The 22627-nt window shown below is 73.8% G+C and carries 24 protein-coding genes; 6 read left to right on the top strand and 18 right to left on the bottom strand.

The window, feature by feature from the left end; all coding sequences use genetic code 11:
• Positions 1-100: 100 nt before the first annotated feature.
• The 3 genes from groES to AB0I06_RS11605 form a co-directional block, all read right to left on the bottom strand.
• Complete coding sequence (gene groES / locus AB0I06_RS11595) at positions 101-409, bottom strand: co-chaperone GroES (RefSeq protein WP_003974211.1); 309 nt, start codon at positions 407-409, stop codon at positions 101-103.
• Positions 410-578: 169 nt separating this feature from the next.
• Positions 579-1328, bottom strand: coding sequence for a polysaccharide deacetylase family protein (locus AB0I06_RS11600; RefSeq protein WP_363118576.1), 750 nt, complete (start codon positions 1326-1328; stop codon positions 579-581).
• On the bottom strand, positions 1325-2263 hold the full coding sequence (locus AB0I06_RS11605; RefSeq protein WP_363118577.1) for a polysaccharide deacetylase family protein: 939 nt from the start codon (positions 2261-2263) through the stop codon (positions 1325-1327). The genes AB0I06_RS11600 and AB0I06_RS11605 overlap by 4 nt, the downstream gene beginning before the upstream one ends.
• Before the next feature lie 118 nt (positions 2264-2381).
• Here AB0I06_RS11605 and AB0I06_RS11610 point away from each other — a divergent pair, with 118 nt between their 5' ends.
• Entirely contained in the window at positions 2382-3542 is a 1161-nt protein-coding gene (locus AB0I06_RS11610; RefSeq protein WP_363118578.1) for a methyltransferase domain-containing protein, read from the top strand.
• A gap of 3 nt (positions 3543-3545) precedes the next feature.
• Here the strand turns inward: AB0I06_RS11610 and AB0I06_RS11615 are convergent, their stop codons facing one another.
• The 4 genes from AB0I06_RS11615 to AB0I06_RS11630 all read right to left on the bottom strand — a co-directional run bounded on the left by AB0I06_RS11615 (position 3546) and on the right by AB0I06_RS11630 (position 7780).
• On the bottom strand, positions 3546-4769 hold the full coding sequence (locus AB0I06_RS11615) for a sigma-70 family RNA polymerase sigma factor (RefSeq protein ID WP_363118646.1): 1224 nt from the start codon (positions 4767-4769) through the stop codon (positions 3546-3548).
• A gap of 125 nt (positions 4770-4894) precedes the next feature.
• Positions 4895-5251, bottom strand: a complete 357-nt coding sequence (locus AB0I06_RS11620; protein WP_363118579.1) for a YciI family protein — start codon at positions 5249-5251, stop codon at positions 4895-4897.
• A 141-nt stretch (positions 5252-5392) separates the two neighbouring features.
• Positions 5393-6442 carry an LCP family protein gene (locus AB0I06_RS11625; RefSeq protein ID WP_363118580.1) on the bottom strand — a complete coding sequence of 350 codons (1050 nt, stop codon included), beginning with the start codon at positions 6440-6442 and terminating at the stop codon, positions 5393-5395.
• 273 nt (positions 6443-6715) lie between these two features.
• Positions 6716-7780 carry a LacI family DNA-binding transcriptional regulator gene (locus AB0I06_RS11630; protein ID WP_363118581.1) on the bottom strand — a complete coding sequence of 355 codons (1065 nt, stop codon included), beginning with the start codon at positions 7778-7780 and terminating at the stop codon, positions 6716-6718.
• A gap of 172 nt (positions 7781-7952) precedes the next feature.
• Between AB0I06_RS11630 and AB0I06_RS11635 the strand changes: the two genes are divergently transcribed.
• Positions 7953-10262, top strand: a complete 2310-nt coding sequence (locus AB0I06_RS11635; RefSeq protein ID WP_363118582.1) for a glycoside hydrolase family 3 N-terminal domain-containing protein — start codon at positions 7953-7955, stop codon at positions 10260-10262.
• Between the two features lie 41 nt (positions 10263-10303).
• On the opposite strand, the gene AB0I06_RS11640 is transcribed toward AB0I06_RS11635, so the two are convergent.
• Genes AB0I06_RS11640 through tsaB form a run of 4 tightly spaced genes read right to left on the bottom strand, consistent with a single transcriptional unit; the run spans position 10304 to position 12798 of the window.
• A complete protein-coding gene (locus AB0I06_RS11640) occupies positions 10304-10561 on the bottom strand; it encodes a hypothetical protein (protein WP_363118583.1) in 258 nt (85 codons plus the stop codon).
• Positions 10558-11649, bottom strand: a complete 1092-nt coding sequence (tsaD, locus tag AB0I06_RS11645) for a tRNA (adenosine(37)-N6)-threonylcarbamoyltransferase complex transferase subunit TsaD (RefSeq protein WP_363118584.1) — start codon at positions 11647-11649, stop codon at positions 10558-10560. Before tsaD ends, AB0I06_RS11640 begins: the two co-directional genes overlap by 4 nt.
• Positions 11642-12148: a ribosomal protein S18-alanine N-acetyltransferase gene (gene rimI / locus AB0I06_RS11650; RefSeq protein ID WP_363118585.1), complete on the bottom strand. Its 507-nt coding sequence runs from the start codon at positions 12146-12148 to the stop codon at positions 11642-11644. The genes tsaD and rimI overlap by 8 nt, the downstream gene beginning before the upstream one ends.
• On the bottom strand, positions 12145-12798 hold the full coding sequence (gene tsaB, locus AB0I06_RS11655) for a tRNA (adenosine(37)-N6)-threonylcarbamoyltransferase complex dimerization subunit type 1 TsaB (RefSeq protein ID WP_363118586.1): 654 nt from the start codon (positions 12796-12798) through the stop codon (positions 12145-12147). Before tsaB ends, rimI begins: the two co-directional genes overlap by 4 nt.
• A 112-nt stretch (positions 12799-12910) precedes the next feature.
• On the opposite strand from tsaB, the gene AB0I06_RS11660 reads away from it, so the two are divergent.
• Positions 12911-13471 carry a hypothetical protein gene (locus AB0I06_RS11660; RefSeq protein ID WP_363118587.1) on the top strand — a complete coding sequence of 187 codons (561 nt, stop codon included), beginning with the start codon at positions 12911-12913 and terminating at the stop codon, positions 13469-13471.
• A gap of 58 nt (positions 13472-13529) precedes the next feature.
• On the opposite strand, the gene AB0I06_RS11665 is transcribed toward AB0I06_RS11660, so the two are convergent.
• The 6 genes from AB0I06_RS11665 to AB0I06_RS11690 all read right to left on the bottom strand — a co-directional run bounded on the left by AB0I06_RS11665 (position 13530) and on the right by AB0I06_RS11690 (position 19931).
• Entirely contained in the window at positions 13530-13697 is a 168-nt protein-coding gene (locus AB0I06_RS11665; protein ID WP_363118588.1) for a hypothetical protein, read from the bottom strand.
• 159 nt (positions 13698-13856) lie between these two features.
• Positions 13857-14375: a tRNA (adenosine(37)-N6)-threonylcarbamoyltransferase complex ATPase subunit type 1 TsaE gene (tsaE, locus tag AB0I06_RS11670; RefSeq protein WP_363118589.1), complete on the bottom strand. Its 519-nt coding sequence runs from the start codon at positions 14373-14375 to the stop codon at positions 13857-13859.
• Positions 14344-15603, bottom strand: a complete 1260-nt coding sequence (locus AB0I06_RS11675) for an alpha/beta hydrolase (protein ID WP_363118590.1) — start codon at positions 15601-15603, stop codon at positions 14344-14346. Before AB0I06_RS11675 ends, tsaE begins: the two co-directional genes overlap by 32 nt.
• Before the next feature lie 108 nt (positions 15604-15711).
• Complete coding sequence (gene alr / locus AB0I06_RS11680) at positions 15712-16878, bottom strand: alanine racemase (protein WP_363118591.1); 1167 nt, start codon at positions 16876-16878, stop codon at positions 15712-15714.
• 38 nt (positions 16879-16916) lie between these two features.
• Complete coding sequence (locus tag AB0I06_RS11685; protein ID WP_363118592.1) at positions 16917-17804, bottom strand: L,D-transpeptidase family protein; 888 nt, start codon at positions 17802-17804, stop codon at positions 16917-16919.
• A 696-nt stretch (positions 17805-18500) separates the two neighbouring features.
• Complete coding sequence (locus AB0I06_RS11690) at positions 18501-19931, bottom strand: NAD(P)H-hydrate dehydratase (RefSeq protein ID WP_363118593.1); 1431 nt, start codon at positions 19929-19931, stop codon at positions 18501-18503.
• Between the two features lie 176 nt (positions 19932-20107).
• Between AB0I06_RS11690 and AB0I06_RS11695 the strand changes: the two genes are divergently transcribed.
• Complete coding sequence (locus tag AB0I06_RS11695; RefSeq protein ID WP_363118594.1) at positions 20108-21262, top strand: hypothetical protein; 1155 nt, start codon at positions 20108-20110, stop codon at positions 21260-21262.
• A 133-nt stretch (positions 21263-21395) separates the two neighbouring features.
• Positions 21396-21668, top strand: a complete 273-nt coding sequence (locus tag AB0I06_RS11700) for a hypothetical protein (RefSeq protein WP_363118595.1) — start codon at positions 21396-21398, stop codon at positions 21666-21668.
• 4 nt (positions 21669-21672) lie between these two features.
• Here the strand turns inward: AB0I06_RS11700 and AB0I06_RS11705 are convergent, their stop codons facing one another.
• Positions 21673-22044, bottom strand: coding sequence for a holo-ACP synthase (locus AB0I06_RS11705; RefSeq protein ID WP_031108732.1), 372 nt, complete (start codon positions 22042-22044; stop codon positions 21673-21675).
• Between the two features lie 155 nt (positions 22045-22199).
• Between AB0I06_RS11705 and AB0I06_RS11710 the strand changes: the two genes are divergently transcribed.
• Entirely contained in the window at positions 22200-22559 is a 360-nt protein-coding gene (locus tag AB0I06_RS11710; RefSeq protein ID WP_363118596.1) for a hypothetical protein, read from the top strand.
• Positions 22560-22627 lie beyond the last annotated feature (68 nt).

A 22627-nucleotide genomic window follows, 5' to 3' on the forward strand; every position in this document is an offset into this window, starting at 1 on the left:
TCTTCCGGAATCAGGGGTTACGGCACTGCGCCCCGGGCGCCCGGCTCAATAGCGATCGCGGGGGCCAGGGGCGCAGTTCAAAGCAAGGTGCTGGGGTGAATTACTTCTCGACGATCGCGAGCACGTCGCGGGCCGAGAGGACGAGGTACTCCTCGCCGTTGTACTTCACCTCGGTGCCGCCGTACTTGCTGTAGAGCACGACGTCGCCGACGGAGACGTCGAGCGGAAGACGGTTGCCGTCCTCGAAGCGGCCCGGGCCCACGGCCAGGACGACGCCCTCCTGGGGCTTCTCCTTGGCGGTGTCCGGGATGACCAGGCCAGAGGCGGTGGTCTGCTCGGCGTCGAGCGGCTGGACCACAATGCGGTCCTCGAGCGGCTTGATGGCAACCTTGGAGCTGGTGGTCGTCACGATCCGACCTCCCCCTTCGGAGATCTCACGGGGTTAACTGTCTGAGGTGGCGACCAGGTCGATCCGTCGTCGCGGGTGCCGGACCTGCCCGTCGCTGTGTTGGCACTCTCCTAGGGGGAGTGCCAGAGCCGAGACTATGACTGCGATTAGCACTCGGTCAAGCGGACTGCTAATTGCCGGCCGCGCGTCGGCCGGGCGTTCCCTCCAGGTAGTCCTCCAGCCGCCCCACCCGCAGGCCCTTCCGCTCGATCTCGCGCAGCAGCCGCACGGTCCGCCGCGCCAGGGTCGGGGAGGCCGTCTCGCCCGACGGCACCGAGACGATGTCACCGGCCCGCAGCCCGGAGCGGCCCCGGGCGTACGTCAGTTCGCCCTCGGCGTTCAGGGTCGCCCGCCACAGGACGACGGTTGTGATGCCGCAGTCGGCGGCTGCGCGCAGGGTCACCCGGTCGTAGGTCCCGTAGGGCGGGCGGAAGAGGCGGGGTGTGATGCCGAAGCGGGCGCGCAGTTTGTGCTGCTGGCCGCAGATCTCGGCGCGCTGTCCGGCGTAGGGCAGGCCGCGCAGGGCGGAGTGGTCGAGGGTGTGGTTCTGGAGGGAGGCGCCGACCGCGCGCAGCCGGGCGAAGTGGCCGTAGCCGGGGCCCACGACGCTGTCGGTGAGGAACATGCTGACCGGGAGCCGCCGTGTGCGCACCAGGCCCACGAAGCGGGGGTCGCGTTCGGCGCCGTCGTCGTAGGTGAGGAAGACGACCGGGTCGCGGGTGGCGACGTGGTCCACGACGGGCGGCAGCGGGTGTGTGCCGCCCGCCGCGCGGGCCGGGTCCTGGGCCCGGCCGTCGGCGGTGCCGTGCCGCTCCCCGGCCGCCCCGGCGCAGCCGGCCAGCAGGGCCGCGCACAGCACGGCGGCGGCCTGGCGCCTCACAGGTAGTCCTCCAGCCGCCCGACCGCGTACCCCTGGGCCGTGACGTTGTTCAGGAAGCGGCGGACCATGTCGGCCATCGTTCCCTTCCACTGGTCGCGGCCCCGGAAGTGCGTGAGGACGATGTCGCCCGGGCGCAGCTTGCGGTCCGCCTCGCGGTACTCCCAGTGGTCGGCGAAGACCTCCTCGTTCCACAGCGGGGCGTACACGATGCCGCAGGTCTTGGCGGCGCGCAGGGTCGCCCGGTCGTAGCTGCCGTAGGGCGGGCGGAAGAGGACCGGGCGGGTGCCGAACCGCCGCTCCAGGTAGCGCTGCATGCCGCAGATCTCGCGCTTCTGCGCCTGGTACGACATGCCCCGCAGGTTGGGGTGGTAGAGCGTGTGGTTGTTCAGGACCACGCCCCGGGACTGCATCTTCCGGAAGTAGCGGGTGTCGTCCTTGACCAGGTAGCCGCTGAGGAAGGCGGTGTACGGGACGTCCAGCTCGCTCATCATCCGCAGGAACGCGGGGTCCTTCTCGGCGCCGTCGTCGATGGTGAGGAAGACGACCTTGTCCCGGGTGGGGATCCGGGTGAAGACGGGTGGGAGGCCCAGCTCCCGGTGGTCCTCCACCTCGAAGCCCTTGCGGGTCCTGATCCTCGGCTTGTGCGCGGGGGGCGGCGGGGCGGAAAGGGGCACCTTGCGCAGGCCGAAGCGGCGCGCGGCGGCGACGCGGGCGGCGTGCGCGGCGCGCAGCTTGGTGGCGTAGGAGTCCAGTGCGCGGGCCGGGGGCGCGTCGAGGGGCTGCTGGCCACCGGCCGGGGTGACCCGATCGCTGTCGTCGCCCATCGCGCAGCCGGAGGCGATGGCGGCGAGGACGAGCACGGCGAGGACGATCCGGGCACCGGCGGGCACCCGCCCCACTGCCCGGCTTTTGTCATTTTGTACGACTGCTCGCATGATGCCGGATCCTCGCAGCCCCCTCGGGCCGGTCCGGCCCGACACCGCGGCCGGGGCCCCACCGTCCACCGACTGGCCCACACTCCTGCCGCCCGCCGGCGTGGCCGACAATGATCCGGTGAACGACCTCGCCCCCCTCCTCACCCCCGAAGGCCGCGCCCTCCTCGACGAGGTGCGGGACACCGACCCGGCGCGGGAGCTGGCCGTCGCGACCCGGCTGCGCCGCGAGCACCCCGCCGAGCTGGTGTCGGCGGCGCTGGGGCAGGCGCGGCTGCGGCAGCGGGCGGCGGTGAAGTTCGGGGCCGAGGACGCGGGCCGGATGTTCTTCACGCCGAACGGGGTCGAGCAGTCGACCCGGGCGAGTGTGGCGGTGTACCGGGCCCGGCGCATGGCCGAGCTGGGCATCACCTCGGTCGCCGACCTGTGCTGCGGCATCGGCGGCGACGCGATCGCGCTGGCCCGCGCCGGGATCCGGGTCCTGGCCGTGGACCGCGACCCGCAGACCGCCGCGGCTGCCCGGGCCAATGCCGACGCGCTGGGGCTGGCGGACCTCGTCGAGGTGCGCGAGGCGGACGTCACGGACGTGGACACGGCCGGTTTCGACGCCGTGTTCGTCGACCCCGCCCGGCGCGGCGGCCGGGGCCGGATCTTCGACCCCGAGGCCTATTCACCGCCGCTGTCCTGGGCGGTCTCCGCCGCCCGCACGGCCCCGCACGCCGCGTTGAAGATCGCCCCCGGCATCCCGCACGAGGCGGTCCCCGAGGACGCGGAGGCCGAGTGGATCTCCGACGGCGGGGACGTCAAGGAGGCGGTGCTGTGGTTCGGCACCGCGCCCGGGGCGGTCCGGGCCACCCTCCTGCCGGGCCCGCGGACCCTGCTCTCACGCGGCCTGCCCGACCCGGACGTCCGCCCGCCGGGCCGCTACCTCTACGAGCCCGACGGCGCGGTGATCCGGGCCCATCTGGTCGCCGAGGTGGCCGACCGGGTCGGCGGCGGGCTGCTCGACGCGACCATCGCGTACGTCACCGCCGACGCCCTGCACCCGACGCCGTACGCCACGGCCTACGAGATCACCGACCATCTGCCCTTCAACCTCAAGAAGCTGAAGGCGCTGCTGCGGGAGCGGGGGGTCGGCACGCTGACCGTGAAGAAGCGGGGCTCGGCGGTGGAGCCGGAGGAGCTCCGCAAGAAGGTCAAGCCGCAGGGCCCGCACGCCGCCACGGTATTCCTGACCCGGGTCGCGGGGGCGCCGGCGATGCTCATCGGGCATCCCGCCTGACCCTCACGGCCGGTGCGCGGCCCGGCCCAGCAGCAGCGCCCGCTCCCGCTCGTTGCGGGTCAGGGAGGCCGCCCGTGCGAACTCGGCCCGGGCCTCCCGGGCACGTCCGAGGCGGGCGAGGAGGTCGCCGCGGACGCTGGGCAGCAGGTGGTAGTCGCGCAGGGCGGGGTCGCCGGCCAGGGCGTCGACGAGGGCGAGGGCCGGGCCCGGACCCTCGGCCATCGACACGGCCACCGCGCGGTTCAGCTCCACGACCGGGGACGGGGAGCGGGCGGCCAGGAGGGTGTAGAGGGTGGCGATGCGGGACCAGTCGGTCTCCTCGTAGGTGTACGCGTGCGCGTGGCAGGCGGCGATGGCCGCCTGGAGGGTGTACGGCCCCGGGGCGCCCGAGGAGGTGGCCTCGGCCCGGCCCAGCGCGGCGACGCCGCGGGCGATGAGCATGCGGTTCCAGCGGGAGCGGTTCTGATCCTTCAACAGGACCGGCTCGCCGGACGGGCCGGTGCGGGCCGCCGTACGGGAAGCCTGCAACTCCAGGAGCGCGGTGAGGCCGTGCGCCTCGGGTTCCTTCGGCACGAGGGCCGTCAGGACCCGGGCCAGGCGCAGGGCGTCCTCGCACAGCGACGGGCGGAGCAGGTCGTCGCCGGCCGTGGCGGCGTAGCCCTCGTTGAAGATCAGGTAGATGACGTCGAGGACCGAGCCGAGCCGGGCCTCCCGGTCGGGGCCCCGAGGCACTTCGAAGGCGACGTTCTTCGTCGCCAGGGTGCGTTTGGCACGGACGATGCGCTGCGCGACCGTGGGCTCCGGGACCAGGAAGGCCCGGGCGATCTCGGCCGTGGTCAGACCGCCGAGCAGGCGCAGGGTGAGGGCGGTGCGGGCCTCGGTGGACAGCACGGGGTGGCAGGCGGTGAAGACCAGGCGGAGCAGGTCGTCGTCGATGTCATCGGGGTCGGCGGGCTCCTCCGGAGCGGCCGTGGCCGAAAGGTCGCGGCCGATCTCCGCCAGCTTGCGGGCGTAGTTCTCCCGGCGCCGGACCAGGTCCACGGCCCGGTGCCGGGCGGTGGCCATGAGCCAGGCGCCCGGATTCTCGGGCACCCCGTCCCGCGGCCACCGCTCCAGCGCCACGACCAGCGCGTCCTGCGCGATCTCCTCGGCGAGACCGATGTCCCTGACAACCCGGGCGACACCGGCGATGATCCGGGGCGACTCCATGCGGAAAACGGTCTCGATGGCCTGGGCGGTCCGGTGGCCGGCCGGGGACGGCGGGTCCGGCGCCGGTTGCCGGGCCGAGGTGGGCTGCGGGGTCACAGTCCACCATCAGACACCCGTCGGGACGCCCGGCCAAGCGGGGGCGGTCAGTCCTCGGCGATCTGCCGGACCTCGGCGGTGATCGTCCAGTGGTCCTCGTGCAGGGAGAGGAACCGCTTGGTCCACTCGATCGCCTCGGCCTTGTCCTTGCACTGGCTGATCGAGTAGCCGCCGATGACCTCCTTGGACTCGGTGAACGGCCCGTCGGTGACGGACAGCTGACCGCCCTCCCAGGTCACCCGGCTGCCGTCCGACGTGGGCGTGAGCCCGGCCGTGTCGAGCATGACGCCGGCCTTGGTGATCTCGTCCAGCAGCTTGCCCATCCGCTCCATGAGCTCCGGGCTGGGGCCCTCGGCGGGGGCGTTCTCCTCGTCGATGCGGATCAGGGTGAGAAAGCGCGGCATGGTGACTCCTCGGGGGTCTGCGCGGCGGGGTCCTTCCCCGCTCTCACCCCTGCGTCGATCGGGAGACCACCGGATCGACATCCCTCGCCGAATTCCTCCGAAAAACTTTCCGCGGGCTCTTCCGGGACGCGTCGGCGCAGGTCAGCGCAGCGACTCCCACAGCTTGCCCGCCTCGGGTTCCTCGGCCACCACCCGGTTGGGATCCGACGGCGCCCGCACCACCGGCATCATCACCGTCCGCACCCCGCTCGCCGACAGGCCCTTCAGGCTGCGTCCGAGCCGGGTCAGTTCGGCGAGGGAGTCCAGGCCCGTGTCGGTGGTGAGGCCGGTGGTCGCCGCGTCCGCGACGCGGTACAGCTTGGCCGGGTCGGTCAGCAGGTCCTGGGAGGCGATCTGCTCCAGCAGCGCCTTCACCAGCTTCTGCTGGAGGCCTATGCGGCCGAGATCGCTGCCGTCGCCTATGCCGTGCCGTGTGCGGGCCAGGGCGAGGGCCTGGGTGCCGTTCAGGTGGTGGGTACCCGCCTTCAGCCGCAGATGGCTGTCCTCGTCGGCGATGTCCTCGTCCGTGGTGACGGTCACCCCGCCGAGCGCGTCGACGAGCTTGGCGAAACCGGAGAAGTCGATCTCCAGGTAGTGGTCCATGCGGATGCCGGTGAGCGACTCGACGGTCTTCACCGCGCAGACCGGACCGCCCACCTCGTACGCGCTGTTGAACATGGAGCGGTGGGCGACCGCCGTCGAGCCGCCGGACGGCCGGGGGCAGGACGGGCGCGTGACCAGGGTGTCGCGCGGGATGCTCACCACCGTCGCGGTCGTCCGCCCCGCGTCCACATGGACGACCATCGCCGTGTCGGAGCGGGCGCCGGAGCTGTCGCCGCCGCCGAGCCTGCGGTTCTCCTCACCGCTGCGCGAGTCCGAGCCGAGCACCAGGAGGGTGAGCGGCTCGCTCGGCAGGACGGGGCCCGCGGGCGACGGCGTGGTCACCGGCTTCGGCGGCCGGTCGTCGCCCAGCGCGTTGTCGATGTCGACGCCGGTGATGTTGTCGGTGAGGTGCCAGTAGGCCCAGCCGGCGGCCCCGGCTCCCAGCACCAGCGTCCCCGCAAGGATGAGGCCGGCGATCTTCAGCGCTCTCGACCGCCGGCCCACTTCTGCGCCCTCGTCCCCGTGGTCTTCCGTCACAGGCAGGAACATAAGTCCGAATTATTACGGGCAGGGAGTGCAGGGCGTCCTTTCTTGGGAAATTCTCAGATTTTCGGACCCCGGCCCACCTCGGGGTCACCACGGGCACCGAAGTCCTCCCGCTTCACGCGCCGTTGAGCCCGCACACCACCGAACCGCCGTCCGGCACCGAGCCGGTGACCCCGATCTCCAGGGTCTCGTCGCACTGCCGCCGAAAGTTTCGGTGACGCAGCCGATTGGCTTCGGCGCGGGGCGGAGGGGCCGCCGTGCCCGTCGACGCGGCCGTTACGCCTGCGCCGGTTCCGCCGTGCTGCTGCGCACCACCAGGCTCGTCGCCAGCTCCACCCGGGTCGCCGCCAAGGTCCCCTCGTCCCGCCCGAGGTCGAGGACCAGCTTGGCCGCCGCCTCGGCCATCTCCGTCAGCGGCTGCCGTACGGTCGTCAGCGGCGGCCCCACCCAGGGCGCCACCGGCAGGTCGTCGAAGCCGACCACGCTCAGGTCCTCCGGGATCCGCAGCCCGAGCTCGCGCGCGGCCTCGTACAGCCCGAGCGCCTGGAGGTCGTTGCCGGCGAAGACCGCGGTCGGCCGGTCCGGGCGGCGCAGCAGTTCCAGGCCCTGCCGGTAGCCGGCCTCGTGGTGGAAGTCGCCGGTCGCGATCAGCGCGGGATCGACCGGGAGCCCGGCCGTCTCCAGCGCGGCCCGGTAGCCGTCGATCCGGGCCCGGCTGCACATCATCCGCGAGGGCCCGCTGATCGCGCCGATCCTGCGGTGCCCCAGCTCGACCAGATGCCGGGTGGCGGCGAGACCGCCCTGCCAGTTGGTCGCGCCGATCGAGGGCACGTCGGCGCCCGGGTCACCGGCCGGGTCCATCACCACGAACGGGATGGAGCGGCTGGTCAGCAGCGCCCGCTGCGACTCGTCGAGGCCGGACAGGACCAGGATCACGCCGTGCGGCCGGCGCGCGGCGACCTGGTCGGCCCAGGTCCGGCCGGGGGTGAGCCGCCCGGCGCTCTCGGACAGCACGACGCTGAGCCCGGCGTCCCGGGCCACGTTCTCCACGCCCCGGATGACCTCCATCGCCCAGGCGCTCTCCAACTCGTGGAAGACCAGGTCGAGCAGGGGCGAGCGGGTCGCCTCGGCGCGGCGTCGCCGGTAGCCGTGGGCGCGCAGCAGGTCCTCGACGCGGGAGCGGGTGGCCGGGGCCACGTCGGCCCGGCCGTTGAGGACCTTCGAAACAGTCGGGGCCGACACGCCCGCCTCACGGGCGATCTCGGCGAGCGTCGCGGTCTGCGCGGTCCGCCCTTGCGTCCGGGTCTGGGTCCGGCTTTCAGCGGGCTCCGGGGATGTCATGGCGGCGATCGTAACCCTGCGGGCCCCCTTGACGAAGTCCTCAGGGCGCCATAAGTTCCCGGAACATTCGACGTGCATACCGAAACATTCGTAGCAGCGGGCGCGGGGACCGATGGTCAGGGGCTTCCACGCGCTCGTGAGAGGGCCGTCCCGTCCATCCGACAGGAGCTTCATGACCACCGCGCCCTGGCGTGACCCCGCGCTGCCCGCCGCCGCCCGCGTCGACGACCTGCTCGCGCGGATGACCCTGGAGGAGAAGACCGCCCAGTTGTACGGCGTGTGGGTGGGCGCCGCGACGGACGGCGACGGAGTCGCGCCGCACCAGCACGACATGACCGTCGACTACGACTGGGCCGAGCTGATCACCCACGGACTGGGCCAGCTCACCCGCTCCTTCGGCACCGCGCCCGTGGACCCGGCGCTGGGCGCGCAGGCACTGGCCCGCGCCCAGCGCCGTATCACCGAGGCCGGCCGCTTCGGCATCCCGGCGATCGCGCACGAGGAGTGCCTGGCCGGCTTCACCGCCTGGCAGGCCACGGCCTATCCGGTCCCGCTCGCCTGGGGCGCGACCTGGGACCCGCCGCTGGTCGAGGAGATGGCCCGCCGCATCGGCGCCGACCTGCGCTCGGCCGGTGTCCACCAGGGCCTCGCCCCCGTGCTGGACGTCGTGCGCGATCCGCGCTGGGGCCGCGTGGAGGAGACCATCGGCGAGGACCCGTATCTGGTCGGCACGGTCGGCACCGCGTACGTGCGGGGCCTTGAGTCGGCCGGCGTCGTCGCCACGCTCAAGCACTTCGCCGGGTACGCCTCCTCGGCCGGCGCCCGCAACCTCGCCCCGGTCCGGGCCGGTGTCCGCGAGTTCGCCGACGTCACCCTGCCGCCCTTCGAGATGGCCCTGCGCGAGGGCGGCGCCCGCTCGGTGATGGCCGCCTACACCGAGACGGACGGCGTCCCGGCCTCCGCGGACCCCGGGCTGCTGACCCGCCTCCTGCGCGAGGAGTGGGGCTTCACCGGCACGGTCGTGGCCGACTACTTCGGCATCGGCTTCCTCCACACCCTGCACCGCGTCGCCGGCACCCCCGCCGAGGCGGCCCACGCGGCCCTCGCCGCCGGTATCGACGTCGAACTGCCCACCGTCAAGTGCTACGGCGAGCCGCTCCTGGAGGCGATCCGCTCGGGCGAGGTCCCCGAGGAGCTCGTGGACCGGGCGGCCCGCCACGTGCTGCTCCAGAAGTGCGAACTGGGCCTGCTGGACGAGGACTGGACCCCCGAGCCGGCCACCGCGATCGACCTCGACTCGACGGGCAACCGCCTCCTGGCCCGCCGCATGGCCGAGGAGTCGGTGGTCCTGCTCGACAACCCCGACGGCCTGCTCCCGCTGGCCCCCGACACCCGGATCGCGGTCGTCGGCCCCCGGGCGGCCGACGCCCTGGCGATGCTGGGCTGCTACTCCTTCCCGTCCCACGTCCTCACCCACCACCCCGGAGTGCCGGCCGGCATCGAGATTGCGACCGTGCTGGACGCCCTGCGCACCGAACTCCCCGACGCCAAGGTGACGTTCGCGCAGGGCTGTGACGTGACGGACCCGGACGCCGCGGGCTTCGAGGAGGCGATCGCGCGCACCGCCGAGGCGGATGTGTGCGTGGCGGTCCTCGGCGACCGGGCGGGCCTGTTCGGCCGGGGCACCTCGGGCGAGGGCTGCGACGCGAGCGACCTCGGCCTGCCGGGCGTCCAGGGCGAGTTGCTGGACGCGCTGGTCGCCACCGGCGTCCCGGTGGTGCTGGTGCTGCTGACCGGGCGCCCCTACGCCCTGGGCCGCTGGCACGGCCGCCTCGGCGCGGTCGTCCAGGCGTTCTTCCCCGGAGAGGAGGGCGGTCCGGCGGTCGCGGGCGTTCTGTCGGGCCGGGTGAACCCCTCGGGCCGCCTGCCCGTCAGCGTCCCGCGGCTGCCGGGCGGCCAGCCCTGGACCTACCTCCAGCCGCCCCTTGGCCTGGCGGGCGAGGTCAGCAACCTGGACCCGACCCCGCTGTACGCCTTCGGCCACGGCCGCTCGTACACGGCGTTCGCCTGGGAGGTGCCCGACCCCACCGGGCCGGCCGAGATCGGCACGGACGGCTTCCACGACGTGTCGGTGACCGTCCGGAACACCGGCGACCACGCGGGTGCCGAGGTCGTCCAGCTGTACCTGCACGACCCGGTGGCCTCGGTGACCCGCCCCGACGTCCGGCTGGTCGGCTACCGGCGGGTGGAGCTCGACCCGGGCGAGGCGGCCCGGGTCACGTTCCGTTTCCACACGGACCTTTCGGCGTTCACCGACCGCACCGGCCGCAGGGTGGTCGAACCGGGCGCCCTGGAACTACGGTTGGCGGCGTCCAGCACGGACGTACGCCACACGGCACGACTCACCCTCACCGGCCCGCTCAGGGTCCTCGGCACCGACCGGCGGCTGAGGTGCGAGACGGAGGTGTCGGGGGTGGGGTGAGGCCCGTGCCCCACCTCCCGGACGACCCTGGCGGCTGTCGGTCAGCCGGCGTCCACCGACTCGAACCGCCAGCGGTGCACCGCCCGCGCGACGAGGTCGCCGTCCGGCTCCGGCAGTTCCGGCAGCTCGGCGTCGTAGGGCGCGTCCCACCAGGTGATGACGAGCACCCGGTCGCCGGCCGCCCGGAGCGTCTCCCGGCGCAGGGGCTCACGGGGGAGCTCCTGGGCGCGCGCCCAGGCCAGCAGGTCCCCGCCGCGGCCGTCGGACGCCCGGGCCTCCCACATCAGCGCGACCGTCATGAGTAGAGGTTCTCCTTGCTGACCTCGTGCACATGGTCGTGGTCGTGTCCGGGCACGTGCGGTTCGGTGACCGGCAGGGACGAGTCCGCCGACAGGTCCCAGGACGACGCCGCCCGGCCCCGGGCGACCATCTCGGCGCCGAGGGCGGCGACCATCGCGCCGTTGTCCGTGCACAGCTTGGGCCGCGGCACCCGCAGCCGGATGCCGGCGGCCTCGCAGCGCTCCTGGGCGAGGGCACGCAGCCGGGAGTTGGCGGCCACACCTCCGCCGATCATCAGGTGGTCGACGCCCTCGTCCTTGCAGGCCCTGACGGCCTTGCGGGTCAGCACGTCCACGACCGCCTCCTGGAAGGAGGCCGCCACGTCCCGCACCGGGACCTCCTCCCCCGCCGCCCGCTTGGCCTCGATCCAGCGGGCCACGGCGGTCTTCAGCCCGGAGAAGGAGAAGTCGTAGGCGGGGTCGCGCGGGCCGGTCAGGCCGCGGGGGAAGGCGATCGCGCTCGGGTCGCCCTCCTTGGCGTACCGGTCGATGACCGGGCCGCCGGGGAAGCCCAGGTTCAGCACGCGGGCGATCTTGTCGAAGGCCTCGCCGGCCGCGTCGTCGATGGTGGCGCCCATGGGGCGGACGTCGGAGGTGATGTCCGAGGACAGCAGCAGCGAGGAGTGACCGCCCGAGACCAGCAGGGCCATGGTCGGCTCGGGCAGCGCGCCGTGCTCCAGCTGGTCCACACAGATGTGCGAGGCGAGGTGGTTGACGCCGTACAGCGGCTTGCCGAGCGCGTACGCGTAGGCCTTCGCCGCCGAGACGCCGACCAGCAGGGCACCGGCGAGGCCGGGACCGGCGGTGACGGCGATGCCGTCGAGGTCGCGGGCGCTGACGCCCGCCTCCTTCAGGGCGCGGTCGATGGTGGGGACCATCGCCTCCAGATGGGCGCGGCTCGCGACCTCCGGGACGACACCGCCGAAGCGGGCGTGCTCGTCCACGCTGGAGGCGACGGCGTCGGCCAGCAGGGTGGTGCCCCGCACGATGCCGACGCCGGTCTCGTCGCAGGAGGTCTCGATTCCCAGTACGAGGGGTTCGTCAGCCATTGATCTCGGTTCCTTGTACGGAGTTCTCGGGGGCGGTCAGGCGCATCACCAGGGCGTCCACGTTCCCCGGCTGGTAGTAGCCGCGCCGGAAACCGATGGGCTCGAAGCCGAAGCGCTCGTAGAGCTTCTGCGCGCGGACGTTGTCGACCCGGCACTCCAGCATCACCTCGGCGCACTCGAAGGTGGTGGCGGCCCGCAGCAGTTCGGCCAGCAGCCGTCCGCCGAGGCCGGTGCCCCACCGCTCGCGGGCCACGGCGATGGTCTGCACGTCGGCCTGCTCACCGTTGGCGACCAGGCCGGCGTAGCCGACGATCCGGGTGCCGGCCTCGGCGACGACGTACCGCCGGTTGGCCTCGGGCCCCCGCGCGTGGGCCAGCTCGGACCAGAACATGCCCCGGGACCAGGCGTCCTCGGGGAACAGGTCCCGCTCGAGCTCGAGTACGGGGTCGATGTCCCACCAGCGCATCTCGCGCAGCGCGCACGTCACGGGTCCGGTCACTTGGGGGTGACCACCTTGTAGTTCTTGGGGACCTGGGCGTCGGGGCGGCGCAGGTAGAGCGGGCGGGGCGAGGGGAGTTCCTCCCCGGCCGCCAGCCTCTCCGCGGCCAGCCGGGCGAGGGCGGCGGCGGACACGTGCTCCGGCTCGTGCGCGCGCGGGAACGTGCCGGGGTACAGCAGCGCGCCCGCGCCGACGGCGGGCAGGCCCTTCACCTGCTCGGCGATGTCGGCGGGCCGGTCGACGGCCGGGTCGGTGAGGCGGGTGCGGGAGTCGGCGTAGCGGGCCCAGTACACCTCCTTGCGGCGGGCGTCGGTCGCGACGACGAACGGGCCCTCCATGTCGGCGGCGTAGGCGAGACCGTCCAGCGTGCACACACCGTGCACGGGGACACCGAGCGCGAGGCCGAAGGTGTCCGCGGTCATCAGGCCGACACGCAGGCCGGTGTACGGTCCCGGACCGATCCCGGCGACGATGTCCGTGACGGCGTCGAGCCGCAGACCGGCCTCGGCGAACACCCGGTCGATCGCCGGCATCAGCAGTTCCCCGTGCCTTCGCGCGTCCACCTGACTCGACGAGGCGATGACATCGCGTCCGTCGTGCAGCGCGACGGTGACAGCGGGCGTGGCGGTATCCAGAGCGAGCAAGAGCACGCAAACAGCCTACGGCTCCCCGGGGCCCGGCACGGCCGCGCCTGCCGGGTCGTCACGTGCTGCTACCGTCACCTACCGTCACGACAGGGATGTGCAACGTGAGGTGAAGCCGGTGGCAACCAGCAGCTCGGGAATCGTGGCCGGGCTCACCGCCGCGGCCCTCGCGACGGTCGGCTGCCTCGCTCATGAGGCGGCCGAGGCCGCACCGCCAGGCCTGGGCAGGTCGGCGCAGGCGGGCGCGGCACCGGCGGCCGGTACGACGAAGGCGCCCCGGGTCAGGAAGGACCCCACCGCGCTGCCCGCCGCATCCGGCGAGGGCGCCCGGGTCGTGTACTCGCTGCGCGGCGACCGGGTGTGGCTGGTCGCCGGGGACGAGGCGGTCAGCCGTACGTTCGCGGTCGAGCCGAGCGCCGTGGACCCGGCCCCGGGCAGCTACGCGGTGACGTCCCGCTCGAACGCGGTCACCGGCTCCGACGGCGTTCCCGTCGAGCACGTGGTGCGCTTCGCCACCGTGGGCGGCGTGGTCATCGGCTTCAGCGCGGCCGTGGGCGGCCCGAGCGCGCCCGCCCCCGACCCGAAGGTCCGGACGGGCGGTATCCGCGAGTCACGGGCGGACGGCGACGCGATGTGGACGTTCGCGACGATCGGCCGCAAGGTCGTGGTGGTCCGCTGAGGCCTGTCGACCGGCGTGCCACGCCCCGCGACGCCGGCATGATCCGAACGACAGGCGCCTAGGCCGCCTCGCGGTGTGCGGGGGCGCGCCCGGAGAGCTCCGGCTCGGGAGCGCGCGGGGGCGTGGAGATCAGCGCCGCCGCCCGGCCCGCCGCCAGCAGGTCGCGCATGGACACCCCGGCGACCGCGGACCGCTGCGGCTGCCTCTTGCTCTCTGTAGCCGACATGGACGCCTCCCGAAGGGCCGGGACCAACGAAGTTAGGTACACCTAACTACGGACTGGGTACCATGTGACCACGCACAAGACGCCGAACGCAACATCTTGCCGACGTCTTGTCGGAACCTCCGCCGCACGTCCGCACCCCCGCCCGCGGGCGGGATGGGCTCAGGCGGCGAGCACGCTCAGGTCCGCCGACGCCCAGCGTTCCCCCACACCGGTGACGGTCATCTGCCGGACCTCGTCGTCCGTGTCGCCCACGGCCCGGTGGATCAGGACCTGGAGCCGGTCGTCGGTCAGCTCCTCGACCTTGCCCTCGCCCCACTCCACGACGACCACGGAGTCGGGCAGCGATACGTCGAGGTCGAGGTCCTCCATCTCGTCGAGACCGCCGGAGAGCCGGTAGGCGTCGACGTGGACGAGCGGCGGCCCGTCGCCCAGGGAGGGGTGCACCCGGGCGATCACGAAGGTCGGCGAGGTGACGGCTCCGCGCACGCCGAGCCCCTCGCCCAGGCCGCGGGTCAGCGTCGTCTTGCCCGCGCCGAGCTCGCCGCTGAGCATCACCAGGTCACCCGGACGCAGCAGTTTCGCGAGCCGGCGACCCAGCTCCCGCATCTGCTCGGGGGACGTGACGACGATCTGGACGGATCCGGGCTCAGCCGGGCTGTGCGGTGCTGGTGCTTCCATAGCCCTTCACGGTAGCCCCTGCGGGCACGGCACCCGTGCGGGTGAGCAGGTCGGCGAGGCGGTCGGTGACCACTTCCGGGTGTTCCAGCATCACCAGGTGCCCCGCGTCCGGCACCAGCACCAGCTCGGCGTCGGGGAGCAGGTCGGCGATGGCCTCGCTGTGCTCGCTCGGTGTGACCAGGTCCTGCACCCCGGCCAGGACGAGCACCGGCAGGTCGGCGAAGTGGACGAGCGCCTCGGTCTTGTCGTGGTCGTTGAACGCCGGGTAGTACTCGGCGACGACGTCGATGGGCGTGCTCTCGATCATCCGCTCGGCGAACCGGGCGACGGCCGGGTCGACGTCCCGGGACGCGAACGAGTACCGCTTGATGACCCCGGCGAACAGGTCGGCCGTGGCCCGGCGCCCCTTCTCCACCAGCTCGGCCCGCTGCCCCAGCGCCTTCAGCACCCCGGGCAGCACCCGCCGCACCGCGTTGACCCCGGCCACGGGCAGGCCGTAGTTGACCTCGCCGAGCCGCCCCGACGACGTCCCCACGAAGGCGACCCCGACGACCCGCTCCCGGATGAGCTCCGGGTACTGGTCGGCCAGCGCCATCACCGTCATGCCGCCCATCGAGTGCCCGACGAGCACGAGCGGCCCCTCGGGCGCCGCCGCGTCGATGACGGCCTTCAGGTCCCGGCCGAGCTGCTCGATGGTGACCGGCTCGTCGTCCCGCGTCTGGGCCACGCCCCGCCCGGACCGGCCGTGACTGCGCTGGTCCCAGTGCACGGTCCGTACGACGCCCCGCAGCGCCGCCCGCTGGAAGTGCCAGGAGTCCTGGCTCAGGCAGTACCCGTGGCTGAAGACGACGGTGACGGGTGCGGGGGACTTGCGGCCGAAGAGCCGGCGGCGGCGGGGGCCGATGGCCGCCGGGGCGGCCTCCTGGTCGACGTCGTCGACCTCGTAGTACAGCTCCGTGCCGTCGTCGGCGAACGCCTTGCCGGGCATGCCGCGCAGCGAGCCGTACGGTCCCGCCGAGTCCAGTGCGAGCCGGGCCTTCTGGCGCATGCCGCGGCCGACCGTCATCCGCTCCAGGGCCACACCGGCGGCCGCGCCCGCGGCCACCACGCCTATCGCCACGCCGGCGAGACCGGTCGCCCGGCGCCAGCCGCCCGCCGCCCCCGCGGCGGAGGCCGCGACGGCCGCGGAGGCCACGTCGACGACGACCTCCGCACTGCTCTCGCTCACGTACCGCTCCTCTTCGCCGGGCTGCCGATCGGGTGACCCACCGGGTCGGGTGATGCCTGTGTCGCCTCAGTGACCGCTGTTTCCCGTGTGACCGCGTCTCTGTGCGAGTTACCCGTCCTGTTCCTCATGCACATAGACGCGCGGAACACGCGTTCCGATCCGGGTCACGATCTCGTAGGCGATGGTTCCGGCCGCCTGGGCCCAGTCCTCGGCGGTGGGCTCGCCGCGGCCCCCGGGCCCGAAGAGGACCGCCTCGGCCCCCGCGGCGGGCTCGTCGCCGCCCAGATCCACCACGAACTGATCCATCGCGACCCGCCCGGCGATGGTGCGCCACTTGCCCTCGACCAGGACCGGTCCGGCCGAGGAGGCGTGCCGCGGGACGCCGTCCGCGTAGCCCAGCGGAACCAGGCCGAGGGTGGTGGCGCCGGGGGTCACGTACCGGTGGCCGTAGCTGACGCCGTGCCCGCCCGGCACGTGCTTGACCAGGGCCAGCGAGGCCGACAGCGTCATGACGGGGCGCAGCCCGAAGTCGGCCGGGGTGCCGAGCTCGGGGCTGGGCGAGATGCCGTAGGTGGCGATGCCGGTGCGCACCAGGTCGAAGTGGCTCTCGGGGAGGGTGAGGGTGGCCGGCGAGTTGGCGATGTGCCGGACCTCGGGCCGTGCGCCCTGTCCCTCGGCGTACGCGACCATCTCGCGGAACACGCCGAGCTGGGCGGCGATGGAGGGATGCCCGGGCTCGTCCGCGCAGGCGAAGTGCGACCACAGCCCGGTGACGCGCAGCAGCCCCTCGGCCTCGGCCCTCAGCGCCTCGCGCACCAGCGCGGCCCAGTCGTCCCCCGGCTGGCATCCGCCCCGCCCGAGCCCGGTGTCCGCCTTGAGCTGCACCCGGGCGGGCCGGCCGGCTTCCCCGGCCGCCGCGACGACCTCCTCCAGGGCCCACAGGCCGCTGACGGACACGTCCACGTCGGCCTCGATCGCCTCGCGCCACGGCCCGCCCGGCGTCCACAGCCAGCACATGATGCGGCCCGGCAGCCCGGCGGCCCGCAGGGCGAGGGCCTCCTCGGGCGTGGCCGTGCCCAGCCAGGTCGCTCCCGCGGCGAGGGCCGCCCGGGCGCACGGCACAGCCCCGTGCCCGTACGCCTCGGACTTCACCACGGCCATCACGGCCGCGCCCGGCGCATGGGCACGCAGGGCCCGCACATTGGCCCGCAGGGCGGCCAGGTCGATCTCGGCCCGGGCCCGCAGGGGCGCGGTCGGGGCTGTTCTCTCGCTCATCGCGCCCAGTGTCTCAGAGGGCTCCGGCGTCGGGTCGGCTACGTCCCGGGCCGCCGCCCCCACACGAACACCCGGTCGCCTTTCCTGAGCACCCCCCACAACCTCTGCGCGTCACCGACGGTGAGATTGACGCAGCCCATCGAACCGACGGCGGTGTACAGCGAGCCGTAGACGCCGTGGAAGGCCTGCCCGCCGCTGAAGAACTGGGAGTACGGCATGGGCGTGTTGTACAGCGTCGACCAGTGGTTCTTGTGCCGCCAGTAGACCGTGTGCCACCCGGCCCGGGTCCGGTACCCGGCCCGGCCGCTGCGGATGGGCACCGCGCCGAACGTCACCTGCCGGCCCTTCTGCACCCACATCAGCTGCCGGGTCAGATCCACACACGCCACGGGGTGGGTCCGCACCGGGCAGTTCCCGGCGGCGTTCGGATTCCGGAGGGCCGACAGGTACCGCATCCGCGACCAGGTGACCGGCCCGGCGAACCCCATGGCCGGGGTGATCCCCTGCTTCACCTGGAACGCCCGGATGACCCGGCAGTCCGCCGCCGACTGCCGCCCGTCCACCCGCAGTCCCAGCCACCGCTCGACCTGGCGCTGATACGGCCCGGCCTTCGCGGTGCAGCTCACCTGCGCGACCGCATCTCCCAACGGCACGTACTCGACGAGCGCGTACGTCCCCGCCGGCGCGCTGCGCGGCTCGACGGCCTCCTCCTCGGCGGACGGCTGGTACACCACGGGTGCCAGCGCCTGGTCGGGCGTGTCGAGCGCCCAGGGCTGCGCGATCCCCGGCGCGGACCCGGGCACCAGCTCGGCCGACGGCCCGGGAGCCGGCGGCACGGGGGCGGCCCCGGCGACTTCACCGGGCAGTACGGCGACAACGGCGAGCAGAAGGGCGAGGACCCGCCCGGTGACACGTCTGCGGCTCATACGCCCAGACAAACGCGGTCCACGGCCCGCCCCACGGTTGCCGCGCGGCGGGGGTCACCCGGAGGCATCAGCACCGCATCGCACGGGACCCGAGCCCACGCGGCGACCGCGCCGGCGCGTCCGGGAGGCCGGGTCGTGCACCGGGGTGCCGGTCAGCAGCAGGGACTCGCGCTCGCCGTCCGCCCACCGCACCCGACCAGCGCCCCCACCGACCCGCACTCTCCATGAGCCCCCAGCACCACCCCTCAGCCGCAGCCCTCACCCCTCGCCCCTCACCCCAGGACATTCCGCCAAGCCTCCGGCACCGCCCCGGCCACGTCATGCGCCCCCACCGGCGCCCCGTCCGCCGCCAACCGCCCGGCCAGCCCGTGCAGATACGCCCCCGCGCTCGCCGTCGCCCATCGCGCCCGACCAGCGCCCCCACCGACCCGCACTCTCCATGAGCCCCCAGCACCACCCCTCAGCCGCAGCCCTCACCCCTCGCCCCTCACCCCTCACCCCAGGACATTCCGCCAAGCCTCCGGCACCGCCCCGGCCACGTCATGCGCCCCCACCGGCGCCCCGTCCGCCGCCAACCGCCCGGCCAGCCCGTGCAGATACGCCCCCGCGCTCGCCGTCCGCCCACCGCACCCGACCAGCGCCTCCACCGACCCGCACTCTCCATGAGCCCCCAGCACCACCCCTCAGCCGCAGCCCTCACCCCAGGACATTCCGCCAAGCCTCCGGCACCGCCCCGGCCACGTCATGCGCCCCCACCGGCGCCCCGTCCGCCGCCAACCGCCCGGCCAGCCCGTGCAGATACGCCCCCGCACTCCCCGCGTCCACCGCCGACAGCCCCGCCGCCAGCAACGACCCGCCCAGCCCGGACAGCACGTCCCCGCTCCCGGCCGTGGCCAGCCAGCCGGTGCCCGTCGGATTCACCCGCACCGCACCGCCCCCCGAGTCGGCGACCAACGTCGTCGACCCCTTCAGCAACACCGTCGCCCCGTACCGCCGCGCCAGCTCCCGCACCGCGGCCAGCCGCCCCGCCTCGACCTCCCCCCGTTCCACGCCCAGCAGCGCCGCGGCCTCGCCCGCATGCGGCGTCATCAGCGTCGGCGCCCGCCGCTCCCGCACGACCTCCGCGTCCGCCAGCCGCAGCCCGTCCGCGTCGATCAGCACCGGCACCTGCGCGGCCAGCACCTCCGCCACCGTCTTCGCGTCGTCCCCGGCCCCCGGCCCGACGACCCACGCCTGCACCCGCCCGGCGTGCTTCGGTCCCTGGTCCGACACGAGCGTCTCGGGGAACCGGGCGATGACCGCGTCCCCGGCCGGCCCGACGTACCGGACCGCCCCGGCCCCGCCCCGCAGCGCGCCCGCGACGGCCAGCACGGCGGCGCCCGGGTAGCGCGCCGACCCGGCGGCGATCCCGACCACGCCCCGCCGGTACTTGTCGCTCTCCGCCCGCGGCACCGGCAGCAGCCGGGCCACGTCCTCGTGCTGCAACGCCTCCAGCTCCGCCTCGGCCGGCAGCTCCAGCCCGATGTCGACCAGCCGCACCGACCCGGCGTACTCCCGCGCCGGGTCGATCAGCAGCCCCGGCTTGTGCGTCCCGAAGGTCACGGTCAGATCGGCCCGCACGGCGACCCCGCGCACCTCCCCGGTGTCGGCGTCGACACCACTCGGCAGGTCGACCGCGACCACGGCCCCCCGCGACCGCCCGGCCGCGGCCGCCAACGGCACGGCGTCCGGCCGCAACCCGCCCTTCCCGCCGATCCCGACGATCCCGTCGAGGACGAGGTCCGCGCCCTCGACCAGCGCCTCCCCCTCCCCCGCCCCGGCGACCCGCCCCCCGGCCCGCCGCAACGCCGCGAGTCCCGCCGCGTGCGCCCGGTCCGGCGCGAGCAGCACCGCCGTGACCCCGGCCCCCCGACGGGCCAGCCGGGCCCCGGCGTACAGGGCGTCACCCCCGTTGTCACCGCTGCCGATCAGCAGCACGACCCTGCTCCCGTACACCCGCCCCAGCAGGTCGGCGCAGGCGGCGGCGAGCCCGGCGGCGGCGCGTTGCATCAGCGCCCCCTCCGGCAGCCGCGCCATCAGTTCCCGTTCGGCGTTCCGGACCGTCTCCACGCTGTACGCAGTACGCATGCGGTCGAGTTTCCCGTACCACCGCCGGGCCACTCCCCCTCACACGCACCTCCCGCATCCCCTTCATCTGCGCACCGTGTCGCATCCATTGACGCTTTGCCGCCTCTTTGCCAGACTCCCGGCCGCGCAGAAAGCGCTTGCGCACCCCCCACGTTTCGACGAAACCGAGGCCCCCCATGGGACGCAGAGCCGCATTACTGGCCGCAGCCGGCGCCACCGCCCTCCTCACCGCCGCCGGCACCCTGACCGCCCCCGCCACGGCCGCCCCCACGCGCGCACTGGCCTGCGGAGACGGCTCCTTCCAGGCCGAGGCCGTACAGAGCGGCAGCTCCTGGACCGCCCGGCGCGGCGGCAGCACGGTCTACACCGGCACCGACATGCGCGCGGCCGTCCAGGCGGCCGTCAACAGCCTGACCGCCGGGCGCACCGCGAAGGAGCGGGTGGTGGTCCGGGGCTCGGGCTCGGTCCCGGCGGGTTCGCGCATCTCGCTGCCGAGCTACACCGCCCTCGACGTCTGCGGCACGATCAACGTCACCGGCAGCGGCTCGGGCGACCAGGCGCCGGTCTACTCACGCGGCACGCGCGACATCGAGATCCAGAACCTCAAGCTCACCGGCACCCCGCTGTACGGCATCTTCCTGCGCAACGTCCAGAACGTGGTGCTGGGCCAGATCGACATGCGCCTCACCCGCGGCCTGGGCGTCCGCATCGACAACCGGGGCGACACCAGCCAGTGGACGCGCAACGTCCGCATCGACAACGTCTACGTCTCCGGCGCGTCCAGCCACGCCGTCGAGACCTACGGCGTCGACGGCATCACCATCGGCACCGTCACCGCGCGCAACGTGGGCGAGTCCGGCCTGCTGCTCAACCAGACCGTCAACGCCACCGTCGGCAAGGTGGACGCCGAGAACGCGGGCGCGGGCACCGGCTACGCCGCCTTCCGCATGGCCAACCGCAACGGCCGCATCGGCAGCGGCTACCCGACCAACATCCGCGTCGGGGAGGTCGTCGCACGCGGCGGCGGACGCGGCGTGTTCTGCGTCTCGGAGAGCGGCGGGGCCGTCATCGACAAGGTGACGCTCTCCCGGACCGGCAACAACTCGGTCCTGATCGAGAACTGTTACAACGTCAGCCTCGCGGCCCAAAGCGGCACGATCACGGGCGGCGGCGAGCTGCGCCTGGCCGCCCGCTCTGAGTTCCCCAACAACAAGGACATCACCATCCAGAACCTGACGGTCACCGACTCGGCCATCAGGGAGAGCCCCTGCGGCGACAGCACGACGTTCCGCAACATCACGCGGGTGAACACCAGCCAGTCCATCTGCTGACCGGGACCCCACGCTCCGAAGCCCCCGCCTTCACGCCCGGCGGGGGCTTCGGGGTTTCTCCACCACGGGCGCCGCCCCCGGCGTATGATCGAGCCGTGTTTTGAACTCGTTCAAAAAAGGGGGATCGCGAGACATGACCAGTTCGACAGCGCCCGGCGAGACGGACAGCCCCGCCACCGCCCTCGGCCCCACGGCCCTGGTCCTCGGCGCCTTCTCGGCGGCGGGTACCTGGATGTTCCTGATCCCGTGGACGGTTCTGGCGGGAGCGCTCGCGGTGACGTTCGGGTCGATGGGCCTGCACTACGCCCGCAGGGGAACGGGCCGGCTGTGGCCGGCGGCGGCCGGTACGACGCTGGGCGCGATCGGCCTCATCGGCACGGTGACGCTGATCTGGGCCCTGGCCTGACTCCTCATCCCTCCGCGATCACCACCGCGGAGGCCACCCCCGCGTCATGGCTCAGGGACACGTGCCAGCTCCGCACGCCGAGCTCGGCGGCCCGCGCGGCCACCGTCCCGCTCACCCGCAGCCGGGGCTGCCCGCTGTCCTCGACACACACCTCGGCGTCCGTCCACAGCAGCCCGGACGGAGCGCCGAGCGCCTTCGCCAGCGCCTCCTTGGCCGCGAACCGCGCGGCGAGGGAGGCGACGCCCCGCCGTTCCCCGCTGGGCAGCAGCAGCTCCCGCTCGACGAACAGCCGCGCCGCCAAGGCGGGCGTACGCTCCAGTGAAGCCGCGAACCGCTCGATCTCGGCAACGTCGATGCCGACCCCGATGATGCTCATGGGCAGCACCCTACGGTGACGGGCCCGATCCGGGGCGAACGGCTCCCGGGTACCGCCCGGCCGACCCCGTGATCCTCAACTCTCCCTGCCCGCTATAGAGTTCGCGCTGACCGCGATGTGCAAACGGCATCGCACCAAACGGGAGGACACCGTCCATGAAGTTCACGTCGCTGGGGACCGCGGCCAGTGCCATAGCTCTCCTCGCCACGGCCCTCACCGGCACCGTCGCCACCGCCGGCACCGCCGCCGCGGCGACGCAGCCCGACTGCAGCAGCGCGCTGACCAACGTGAAGCCCAAGGCGACCGTCAACCTCCGCAGCCAGCCCAAGACGAGCTCGACCGCGCTCGGCACCTGGGGCAAGGGCCAGAAGGGCGGCATCTGCTTCGGCGGCAGCAGGCCCGTCACCGGCGGCAGCTACACGGCCTGCGGCAAGACGAGCAACAAGTGGTACTTCGGCGGCCCCAACAGCACCAGCGTGGAGGGCTGGGTCCCCGCGACCTGCCTGCCCGTCTGAGCAGCTGACGGCCTGACCGGCTGACCCGAGGGGCGAAGGGCGTCCGGCCCTCCGCCCCTTTCGGTCAC

This window comes from Streptomyces sp. NPDC050674, assembly GCF_040654575.1.
Taxonomy (GTDB): Bacteria; Actinomycetota; Actinomycetes; order Streptomycetales; family Streptomycetaceae; genus Streptomyces.